An 11,050-nucleotide genomic window follows, 5' to 3' on the forward strand; every position below is an offset into this window, starting at 1 on the left:
GGAATGCTCCACAAGACCGGCCGCGCGACCTACACCCTCGCCACCTGACGAACCTCCTTGACAGCCCCGCCGATCAGCAAACTTCGCGGCCTTGGGGCTTGAGTCTCCAGCAGGGGGAGACACGAAGGTGGGGGCATGAACGGCGACACGCTCTACTCGATCGGTGACCTGGCCCGGCGCACCGGTCTCACGGTCAAGACCATTCGGTTCTACTCCGACCGTGGGATCGTGCCGCCGATCGACCGCAGCCCGGCGGGCTACCGCCTCTATGACATCGATGCCGTCGCACGCCTGGACTTCGTACGAACCCTGCGTGACCTGGGACTGGACCTTTCCACGATCCGGAAAGTAGTGGACCGGGAGCTGTCGCTCCCGCAGGTTGCGGCGGCGCACGCCGAGGCCCTCGCAGTGCAGATCAGGACCCTGCGCCTGCGCCGTGCGGTATTGACGGCGGTGGCGAGACGCGGGTCCACCCTTGAGGAGATGGAACTCATGCACAAGCTGGCCAGACTCTCCGAGGACGAACGCCGTTACCTGATCGGTGATTTCCTCGACGCTGTCTTCGCCGACCTGCACGACAGACCCGAGTGCGCAGCCGTCATCCGCTCCATGACACCGGAACTGCCCGACAATCCCGAAGCGGAGCAGGTCCAGGCGTGGGTGGAGCTGGCCGAGCTGTCCCAGGATCCGGACTTCCGCGCCGGCATGCGGGGGATGGCCGAGGACCACATGGCAGAGCGTACGAAGGACGGGACCACGCGACTGGGCCGCGACGTTGCGGCGGTGGTCCGTGACCAGGTTGCTCCCGCGCTTGCAGACGGCACCGACCCGGCCTCGCCCCGGGCGGATCCGGTCATCGCGGCGATCACGGCGCATTACGCGTACGCCATTGCCGGCCCCGACGACGTCGAGCTCCGGCGTCGGCTGCTGTCCCGGCTGGAGACCGCGAACGACCCGCGTCGAGACAGATACTTCCAGCTGGTTGCAGTGATCAACGGCTGGACCGCCCCGCACAGCCTGACGCCGGCATTCGACTGGACCATTCAGGCCTTGCGCGCCCGGCTGTAACCATGGCGAACGGCTCGTGGAACGGCATGGCCGGACGACTCGGACCATGCCGCTTCGGCCTTGCCGCGACTTGCCCGATTCCGGAGGCGGCCCCGCTCCTTCGCCGAAAGAGCCGCGTCAATGGCCACGGACTTGCCGGCGTTCCGCACGCCGCGGTGCGGCGCCGTCGACCAAGCCCAGGACGCGGGCGAGCGGCGGACCGGCCCACGCCGATTCGACCCGAGCGCCGGGACAGCGCGGGCCCGCCCGGCTGATCACCGGATTGCTCCGGGCCTGTGAGCGTCCACCGGCAGGTAGGCCAGGAGCCCGATCCGGATCTGCCTGATGCTCCGTCTGGTCCGCGGGCGCCCGACAGGTAGACGTGAAGGTCCGCCTTGGAGCGTGATCCGTTCATGGGGTCAGTCTGCTGCCTGCGCGATCCGTCTCCACCACTTGCGGCGAACGTCCTGCTGGCCGCGTGTATCAGCCCTCGGATCGATCTCAGTCGCGGTTCCCTGGTGGACCTTCGAGCGCCGCCGTGCTGACGACACCAGGCTTCGTTGATGTTGCGATGCCTACGGTTGAGTGGGACAGCGGTGGCGGTCGGTGTCCCGCTCAACCGTAGGCATCGTGATCGTTCACCCGTGGAGCCAAGCCAGCAGGCGCCGTGGAGTCGGTCGCGATGTGCTGGTTGCCGTGGCTCGGGGAGCCGGCGTGGCTCTCATGACCTGTCGGGTGAGTCGGTACTCGTCGGCCTCACGGATGAGTTCTTGAGAGCGGATCTGGTGCAACTCGAAGTGCATGCCGCTCGCTCCTACTGCTGGAGCTCCATGACCGCGGCGACCACGCAGCTGACGTTGTCGGGGCCGCCGGAGCCGTTGGCGAGGACGATCAGTTCGCGGACGGCCTGCTCGGGCTCGCTGATCGCGGAGAGTACCCGGCGGATTTCCTCGGTTGACACGACGGTCGACAGACCGTCGGAGCAGAGCAGGTATCGATCTCCCTGCTGGGCGTCGTGCAGGCGCATGTCGGGGGTGGCATCGGCTCCTTGGCCCAGGGCTCGTATCAACAGCGACCGCTGGGGGTGGGAGGCGGCTTCTTCCGGGCTGAGGCGTCCTTCGTCGACCATCGACTGCACCATGGTGTGGTCGTGCGTGATCTGGAACAGTTCTCCGTCCCGCAGGAGGTAGATGCGGGAGTCGCCGATGTGGACGAGGGCAAGCTGTGATCCGGTCCAGAGCATCGCGGTGAGTGTCGTGCCGGCCTCTTCGGGTGAAGAGCTGGTCCCGGCGACGCCGTGCACGGCCTGCTTGGCCTGTTCGATGGCGTCTTCGAGGACGTTGAGGAGATTGCCCGCCGGGACGCTGTCGGTTTCGAGGTGCTTGAGCGCGTCGACGGCGGCGGCGCTTGCGGGGGCTCCTCCGCTGCCGTAGCCGTCGGCGATGGCGAACAGGCGGGATCCGGCGTAGGCGGTGTCCTGGTTGCTCTCGCGGACCAGGCCCGTGTCGGACAGCGCGGCGTAACGGATTCCCAGGGGCTTGGCGGTCGGGGACATGGCAGGGTCCTTCCAGGACAGGTGGTCGATGAGGAAGGCGGCCAGGTCCCGCCGTGCGACGGTGTCGGCTTCGACCTGGGCCCAGAACGCGCGGATCTCTTGGGCCGCCGGGCCTGCCTCCAGCGTGCAGACGTGCTGGATGCGGGCCAGGGGCATCCCCAGGCGCCGGAGCCAGGCGACCAGTCGGGCCTGGTCCAGTTGTTCCGGTGCGTAGAGGCGGTAGCCGGTCACCGGGTCGACGCGAGCTGGGGTCAGCAGGCCGAGTTCGTCGTAGAGACGCAGCGCCTTCGGCGACAGCCGGGACGCCTTCGCGAACGTCCCGATGGTCAGCAACCCCATGCTCTCTCCTCCTCATGCCGAGCACATCGCCCGGCCATACCGATGCTGTGGCCTCCCCCAAGGTGAAGGTCAACTATCGGGGCACTGAGTGCTCTTCCATGTAGCGGTCGATGCGACGCATTACCGCGGCGCATTCCTGACCGAGCCCGCCTCCCATCCGGGCCCGTCCACGACATGCGGAACGGCTGTGAGGCCATGCCCGTCACCAGCGGATCTAAGTCGAGCAGCATCAGGTGATCTCGCTCCAGCCACGACTCGTGTCCCACGTGCCCGCCGCAGGTCGCTGACCAGTACCAACCGCACCAATTGCCCTGGCCGCGAAAAGCAGGGAACCGCCGCTCGGGCTGCACGGACCGAATCGGACCGACCACAACTTGCTCAACGGCCCTCGCTGACGAAGGCCCGCCGGGTTGGCGTACTCCACCTCAAAATCTTCGGCCGACTCCGGCACCACCACGCGTGAAGTCATCCGTGTCCCCGATACGACGCTGACCAGCCGCTTCGACCGTAGAAGCGTCGCCACTGTCGTACCTACACAAGTCCGGAACACTCCAGAACTTGCCTACAGTTGACCGGGACGACACCGCACATGCCCACAGAAGTACGGGACTGCCTACGCATCACGAGGACAGGACACCGGCCTCCGGTTCGTGCGCAGCGGACGGTCAACCTCTCCGTGAGACAGGTCAAATGTACGTGCATTGTACGATCTTCGTACGCAGAATGTGCGTTTCTCGCTGTAGGGTGGGACCGGAGGTGTTCATGTCCGAGTTGTTCGACGCGATCGACGCCCTGATCGCGTCCGCTTCCCCACTGCCCCCGCCCACCGAGCGCGAACGCCTGCGCAAAGCTCATGGGTTGACCCAGGACCAGGTCGCCAAGGCGCTCAAGGTGCGCCGGCCGACCGTGGTGTCGTGGGAGAGCGGGAAGACCGAACCACGGCCGCCGCAGCGCGAGGCGTACGCCCGGCTGCTGGAGAAGCTTGGCGAGCTCTACCCCGCCGACGCCGCCGCGCCCGGTCAGGTCGTGTCTCCCGAAACGGTGGGCACCGCTACGGAAGTTCGCCCGCTGCCCGCAGGGCCGGCCGCCGAACCCGACACCATGCCGCAGTCCGTCTCGGCCCCGGCTCCAACGACGGGCGACCGTCCGGACCGTTCGGCGAGCATCACCCCACCGATGTCGCGGCGCCCGGCCGCGCGGAGGGCCACCCCGAAGCCGGCCCCCGCCCGAGCCGCCGCCGATCCGGCCTACGCGAGCGGTCCGCTCGGTGTGCTGGACGGCGACGGCTCGCTGTACTGCGTCGGCGGACTCGTCCTCGACTGTCCCGCCAGGACCATCCCCGCGCTGGTCGACTGGACCCTCGCCGACGCGCACCTGGGCGCGCCGCGCCTGCACCCGTCCGGCAAGGACGCCGACCCTCTGATCGTCCTCACCGGCGCGGCCGCCGAACGGCTCGGGCTCCCCGAGCGTCTGGAGGACCGGCGCGGCCTGCGACTGCCCGAGGACCACAAGGTCGTCAAGCAGATCACCAAGGCGAAGTGGAAGCTGACCCGGCGCGGGTTCGGCCCCTGGGCGCGGATCTACCGCCCCGCGACCGGCGGGCACCGCCAGTGTGTGCAGTTCGCGGTCCTGCCCTGGGGCGCACTCGACGCCCGCTCCTGGGGCCACACCGACCAGCTGGACCCCGCCGACATCGCCGATGTACTCGGCACCTACGCGACTCGCATCATCACCCCCCGCGGCTCCACTGCCGTTTCCGGTCTGGAGACGATGACCGCGCTGCGCCCGCCGACCCGCGCTGTACGGAACGAGGACACCGGCACCTGGGTGTCCGGGCCGGTGCCCGGCTCGCTCACCGACCCGGTCGACCCGGCACCGGTGGAAGCCCCGGACGAGCACCCGATCGTCGCTGCCCTCTACCCGCGCACCCATCAGCGCACCCCGGGGGAGGTCCTGGACGAAGAGGCGTACGAGTGGACCCGTGACCCGCAACTGCTCACCGACACAGAGTGCACGCGGACGTTCGCAGTCGGCATCGACGTCAACACCGCGTTCCTCGCCGCCGCGAACCGGCTCGTCGTCGGCCTGGGCGCACCGGTCCACGTCACGGCCCCAGTGTTCGACAAGAAGACGCCCGGGAGCTGGCTGGTCGACCTCTCCGGCATCGAGCTGGACCCGCGCCTGCCCAGCCCGTTCACACCGCACGGCACCCGCCCGGAAGGCCCGGCCTGGTACGCGACACCGACCGTCGCCTACGCCGCCGAGCTCATCGACACCTACAAGCTGCCAGTCGCCATCCGGCCACTGGAAGGGTGGATCCGCACCGAGTCCGGTCCGTACCTGGATCCCTGGTACAAGCACCTTGCCGAGGCGTACAAGCAGACGATGGCTGACCTGGGCGTCGTCCCCGGCATGACCGAGACCGAGTTCCTCGCTGCAATGGTGACGCACAAGCAGACCGACCCGGGCACGGCTGCGGTCCTGTCCGCCATCAAGTCGACGGTCAAGGGCGGCATCGGCAAGCTGCGCGAGCGCCCCCAGGGCACCGGTTACAAGTTCGGCGAGCGGTGGCCCGCACTGGAGCGTTCGACGTGGCGCCCGGACATCCGTGCCGCTGTCATCTCCGCCGCCCGCATCAACATGCACCGCAAGGTGGTGAAGACGGCGTTGGCGACGCAGACCGCTCCGGCCCCCGCCGGGCACCTGATGCTTGGGGAGGACGCGTTGCTCCCGATCGCGCTGCTGTCGGACTGTGCCGTCTACCTCTCCGACGGGCCGTCCCCGCTGGACGTCCTGCCGCACACCGCTGACGGGAAGCCGGCCCCGGGTACGTTCCGGCTCGGTGTGTCCCCGGGGATGGTCAAGCACGAGGGCACCCAGGAATTGCTGTGGGCTGTGCAGATGCTCGACGAAGGACACAATCCGGCCCGCCACATCAAGGGAACCGACGCCGCGATCGACGGAGAGTAGGAGCGCTCGGTGGGCATCATCGGAGACAGTCTCGACAAAGTCGCAGCTGGCACTGCCACCCGCCCCATCCCCAAGGGGGCTCCCGCGCAGATGAGGTTCCTGGTCAAGCAGCACAAGGGCACCAGGGCCGTGGCCGAGCTGCTGGGCATTTCCCAGCGCACCGTCGAACGGTACGTCAAGGGCCAGTTCAGGAAGCCGCATGCGGACCTCGCGGCCCGGCTCGCCGGTGAGGTCCGCATGCGGTGGCAGCCGCGAGTGAAGGAGAAGGCGAAGAAGCAGGCCGCCACCTCCACCGGCATCGTCGTGGAGACGAGGGCGAGGTTCGGGTTCACCGCAGCGCCCGGCACCACGGACGACGGACGCATCCGGCTGATCACTCAGCACCTCCCGCCCGAGTACGCCGCCCGCCTCTTCGACGCCCAGGCCGCCGGCGCCACGGACGAGCAGCTCCAGGCCGTCGTCGCCGAAGGGCTCCAGGAGCAGTACTTCAAGGACCGCGGCCGCCGCGCCGACGGCCTCCTGGTCGAGTTCACCGACATCGACTACGTCGAGCTCGACTTCTGACACGGCCGTGCCTGGCCATGCGAAGGCGCGAAGGGACAATCCGGTGGGTCCGAGCGCACCCACGCATCTCGATGTGCGCCCGCTCCGTCGCGGGTTCACCTACCGGGGAGGAGTAGAAACGAAGGAAGGTCGGCGGCGGGTGGTCGTCCGGGCCGGCGCCGAAGTGCGGGGCGAGTGACCTGGAAATCGCCGGCAGGGTTCCGTACATCGCCCCGATGTGGTTATGTGAGTACTTTTCCGAGGAATTCGCGGATGTTCGCCGTAATGATGTCGAGGTGGCTCTCCAGCGCGAAATGCCCGGTGTCGAGATGGTGAATCTCTGCGTGCGGCAGGTCGCGCAGGAACGCGGTGGCGCCGTCGGGGCCGAAGATTTCGTCGCCTGCACCCCAGAGTGCAAGAAGCGGGACCTGGCTGGTGCGGAAGTACGCGTGAACGGCTGGATAGAGCTCGACGTTGGTCGGGTAGTCGCGAAACAACTGCAACTGGATCTCGTCATTGCCGGGGCGGTCCAGCAGGGCCTGGTCGAGCGTCCATGTGTCGGGGCTGATCAGACTGGGATCCGAAACTCCGTTCAGATACTGCCAGCGGGTGCTCTCCAGAGTCAGGGCGGCACGCACGCCCCTCTCGGTATCCGCGTTGGGGTTGGCGGCGTACGCGAAGAGGCCGTCCCAGAATGCCGCGACGAAGCCTTCCTGGTAGGCGTTTCCGTTCTGCGTGATGATCGCGGTGATGCTGTCCGTTGCCCGCAGAGCCAGGCGCCAGGCAACAGGGGCACCGTAATCCTGGACATATGCGGCATAGCGTTCGACGTTCAAACGATCGAGGAGGCCGGTGGTGATGTCAGTGAGGGCTTCGAAGCTGTAGGGGAACTCCTCTGGTGACGGCGCGGAAGAGAACCCAAAGCCGATGAAGTCCGGTGCGATGACGTGATAGCGGTCCGCCAGGGCGGGTATGAGGTGGCGGAACATGTGCGAGCTGGCGGGGAACCCATGCAGGAGCAGGACTGTGGGCGCTCGCTGCGATCCAGCCTCCCGATAGAAGACAGTCTGCCCGCCGATCTCTGCAGTCCGGTGATGCACGGATGTCATGACCGTTCCGATCGCTCGTGGGTCGGTGGCTGCTTGCGCCCTTGCGCCCTTGCGTTCAGTGGAGGCAGTGGATTGGGGATCGGTGACGCAACCTTGTCCGCTGGAGCCCTTCAGGGCCGGGAAGGCGGTGGCCGCCGCCTTGAGATATCCGGGCCGGTCCTGGAAGGTGCCGCTCACGCACATCGAGCGTAGAGCCGGACAGTGGGGGTGCGCTGGCCAGGTGGGCACGCGCTGACGTTGGTGAACGCAGCCGTTGTTCAAGTCTGCAGGACGCACAGTTTTCGGTCGGTACGGCTTGCTGCTGAGTCGGCATCATGGCGGCAACCGAGAATTGGCCGTCCAAAATACCCTAAAAAGTAGTATAAATGCCCGTTGGGGTCGGGCATGGAAGTGCCAGCCGGATCGACGTATGTCCTGGGATCAACCAGGATCGGAGAGTGCCCGCACGACGACAGCCAGATGGTGTTCGCCGAGACCGGCCGGCGTGACGTTCGTGCCACGAATCGCCATGCGGTGGGGCGAGGACGACTGGCAGGCATGTAAAGGCGGCCCTAGCGTCGACGTCAGAGTGCCCAGCCCCGAAGGAGCAGTCATGACCGCGCGCCCGCCCTTTCCCCCGTTCACACGGGAGACCGCAATCGAGAAGGTCCGTCAGGGAGAAGACGGCTGGAACACACGTGACCCGGAGAAGGTCGCCCTGGCCTACTCAGAGGGCTCACGCTGGCGCAACCGGGCGGAGTTCGTGACAGGACGCGACGAGATCGTCGCGTTCCTGAAGCGCAAGTGGACCCGCGAGCTCGACTACCGGCTGATCAAGGAACTGTGGGCGTTCGACGGCAACCGGATCGCGGTGCGGTTCGCGTACGAGTCGCACGACGACTCCGGCAACTGGTACCGGTCGTACGGCAACGAGAACTGGGAGTTCGACGAGAACGGGTTGATGACCGTACGGCACGCCTGCATCAATGACCTGCCGATCAAGGAAGCGGACCGCAAGTACCACTGGCCGCTCGGTCGCCGCCCGGACGACCATCCCGGTCTCAGTGACCTCGGATTCTGATCCCGGAGCTACGGACGAGCCAGGGCCGCCGCAGTGACCTGATGGGTACGGGATGGGAGCCTGGCACCGAGGTCGAAGGCGCGAAGCGGCACAGCTTGCTGGGCCTCCAAGGGGACCGTGTCACCGAAGTTGTGCGACGGCCCGCGCCGAACAAGGGGAGGCAACACCCCCACTGTGGCCGCAGCGTTCGTTGGTCTTCTCGGCCTACCTGTGCGCCGGGTTGCCGAGGTGCGGCAAGGCCCTGGACTGAGCGTGGGAATCGTTCACGCGACGTCCGACGACTGTGGTGGGGTGCCCTCGGCAGGTCCGCAGGCGAGCGTGGGCGAGGACCCATGGGTGCCTTCGACCGGCGCCCACGGACCAGCCGGTCGGGCGTCGACACCCGTGATCGTCACACGCCGAGCCGTGACGGCTGTCTGACCACCCAGCTCAGGTGCTCGCAGGCGCCAGGAATCGGGAGTGGGCGAAGCCGCCCGGCCAGGCCGACCAGAGCTTCGGCGGGTACCGGCCTCGTGGAGCCTCAGGCGTACGCCGGGGCGGATGAACCTCCTTGGATCATGGAGTTGTTGAAATGACTGTGGCAGCCATGTGACGGAATGTGCTGGACGGGACACCAGCGTTCGTCAGACCCCGCTACCGTTGTGGCACGAGTCAGTTCAGCCCTCTGGAGCCCTCGATGAGCGAACAGCCGGCCCCCGCCGCCCGCCAGCCGTTGGAGCCGCCGGCCGCCGATGCCGTACGTGCCTACGCCGCGGCCGAGCGGGCCAAGACAGACACCCTTGCCTCGGTCCTGGAGGACATCGCCACCAACGGTTACCCGGCCCCGGAGACGGGCGTGCTGTGGGAGACCGCCCGCGATGCGCACCTCGCCACCCTCGCCGACAAGCAGGCCCGTGTCGCCTGAACATGGACCGCAGCGCTCCCGGGTCATCACGGTGGAGCCCGCGCTCACGCAGCTCACCAAACTGACCGCGGGCGAGACCCACCGTCTGGACCGCGCGATCGTGGCCATCTCCGTCAACCCCGAGCTCGGCACCCTGATCCCGGGAAGTCTTTTGCGCGATTACGTCGACGAGATCGACGGGGTCCGGGTCATTTTCTTTGCCACCGCCCTGCAGACGATCACGGTGGTGGCGTACATCGAGGCATAGCCGAGAGACTCTCCTGCGTTCTGCAGCAATACCTGAATGCTCCTCGACGGGGCAGCGCAGTGTTGGCTTCCCTTCACACGGCGCCCACCAGTGCCGAGGACAGTGCCAACAGCACCGCCGGGGCCGCCGCCGACCGCCGCACCGCTCCCGAAGGCGATCCGTGTCACTCCGGAAAGTCGGCACCAGGCCGGATCATCCGAGATTTCCGGCACCAGGCGCCTCAACCTGATCTGCTCGCCGCAGGTCTCAGCCATGGCGTGGGCAGCCAGCTGACCTGTAGAGAGGCTGTCCCCGCAGTCTCGGTAAGGCCTTCGGACGGCAGCGCCGGCGCCCTGGCTCGCCTCGCTGGCTCAGCACCACACCTGCTTGAGCCACGGCCTCGGGAATGCCGCGGGTGCGGGCGGCCTCGATGTCGTGCACCGCGCGTGGCAGGGCCCGCGCGGTGCACGCGAGATCACGTCGTTATCCCTGCCTGTCCGGTGCAACCGATCCATCTCTTGATCTTCGCAGGGAGTCCCGGCGTTTACGCCGGGAGGGAATGCGATCCGTGGGGCGGAGGTGCGGAGCGCCGGAGTGATCTGCGCCGTTGTCGGTGGGGCCCGCTGTGTTGATCAGGAAAGCCGAAGGGGGTGGGCTGGGTGATCCGTGCGTACAAGTTTCTGATGCGGCCCACCGTGGGTCAGGCGATCGTGCTCGGTGAGATGCTGCGGGATCACTGCTCGCTGTACAACGGGGCGTTGCAGGAGCGTCGCGATGCCTATCGTCACCCGTCGAAGACGACGATCCGGTACGGGATGCAGTCCGCGCAGCTCAAGGAGATCCGGGCGTTCGACCCGGAGCGTCAGGGCCGTTGGTCGTTCAGTTCACAGCAGGCCACGCTTCGCCGTCTGGACAAGGCGTTCGCCGCGTTCTTCCGCCGGGTCAAGTCCGGCGACGCTCCCGGCTACCCGCGATTTCGCGGGGTGAGCTGGTTCGACACCGTGGACTTTCCCAGGGATGGCGACGGGTGCCGCCTGGATGCCACCCCGCACGACCCGGTGACCCGCGTGCGGCTCCAGGGCGTCGGGCACGTCAAGGTTCACCAGCACCGGCCGGTGATCGGAAAGGTCAAGACCGTCAGCGTCAAGCGCGAGGGCCGTAAGTGGTTCGTCGTGCTGACCGCCGAGCAGGCCCAGCCCGATCCGCTCCCGCCGACCGGCAGTGTCGTCGGCATCGACCTGGGCATAGCCAACTTCCTCGCTGACTCCAACGGCGGGTTCGTTCCCAACCCGCGCCA

General features: G+C 67.6%; 9 protein-coding genes. 7 read left to right on the forward strand and 2 right to left on the reverse strand.

Going from position 1 to position 11,050, the window contains the following annotated elements; genetic code table 11:
- The first annotated feature begins 135 nt into the window (after positions 1–135).
- Positions 136–1,068 (forward strand): MerR family transcriptional regulator, encoded by a 933-nt coding sequence (locus tag ACWD6R_RS37830; RefSeq protein WP_451822896.1) that lies wholly within the window; start codon positions 136–138, stop codon positions 1,066–1,068.
- Positions 1,069–1,861: 793 nt separating this feature from the next.
- On the opposite strand, the gene ACWD6R_RS37835 is transcribed toward ACWD6R_RS37830, so the two are convergent.
- A complete protein-coding gene (locus ACWD6R_RS37835; protein WP_451822897.1) occupies positions 1,862–2,941 on the reverse strand; it encodes a protein phosphatase 2C domain-containing protein in 1,080 nt (359 codons plus the stop codon).
- Between the two features lie 762 nt (positions 2,942–3,703).
- Between ACWD6R_RS37835 and tap the strand changes: the two genes are divergently transcribed.
- Positions 3,704–5,911 carry a telomere-associated protein Tap gene (gene tap, locus ACWD6R_RS37840; protein WP_451822898.1) on the forward strand — a complete coding sequence of 736 codons (2,208 nt, stop codon included), beginning with the start codon at positions 3,704–3,706 and terminating at the stop codon, positions 5,909–5,911.
- Between the two features lie 9 nt (positions 5,912–5,920).
- Positions 5,921–6,475, forward strand: coding sequence for a telomere-protecting terminal protein Tpg (gene tpg / locus ACWD6R_RS37845; RefSeq protein WP_451822899.1), 555 nt, complete (start codon positions 5,921–5,923; stop codon positions 6,473–6,475).
- Positions 6,476–6,696: 221 nt separating this feature from the next.
- Here tpg and ACWD6R_RS37850 read toward each other — a convergent pair whose 3' ends face one another.
- Positions 6,697–7,563 (reverse strand): alpha/beta fold hydrolase, encoded by an 867-nt coding sequence (locus ACWD6R_RS37850; protein WP_451822904.1) that lies wholly within the window; start codon positions 7,561–7,563, stop codon positions 6,697–6,699.
- A gap of 592 nt (positions 7,564–8,155) precedes the next feature.
- Here ACWD6R_RS37850 and ACWD6R_RS37855 point away from each other — a divergent pair.
- The 4 genes from ACWD6R_RS37855 to ACWD6R_RS37870 all read left to right on the forward strand — a co-directional run.
- Positions 8,156–8,623, forward strand: a complete 468-nt coding sequence (locus tag ACWD6R_RS37855; RefSeq protein ID WP_451822900.1) for a nuclear transport factor 2 family protein — start codon at positions 8,156–8,158, stop codon at positions 8,621–8,623.
- A gap of 676 nt (positions 8,624–9,299) precedes the next feature.
- Positions 9,300–9,527: a hypothetical protein gene (locus ACWD6R_RS37860; RefSeq protein WP_451822901.1), complete on the forward strand. Its 228-nt coding sequence runs from the start codon at positions 9,300–9,302 to the stop codon at positions 9,525–9,527.
- The gene (locus tag ACWD6R_RS37865) at positions 9,517–9,774 is read left to right on the forward strand and encodes a hypothetical protein (protein WP_451822902.1); all 258 of its coding nucleotides are present in this window, start codon (positions 9,517–9,519) and stop codon (positions 9,772–9,774) included. Before ACWD6R_RS37860 ends, ACWD6R_RS37865 begins: the two co-directional genes overlap by 11 nt.
- A gap of 638 nt (positions 9,775–10,412) precedes the next feature.
- Positions 10,413–11,050 (forward strand): RNA-guided endonuclease InsQ/TnpB family protein (locus tag ACWD6R_RS37870; protein WP_451822903.1); only part of this gene is annotated, 638 nt, incomplete at its 3' end.

This window comes from Streptomyces sp. NPDC005151 (assembly GCF_053599875.1).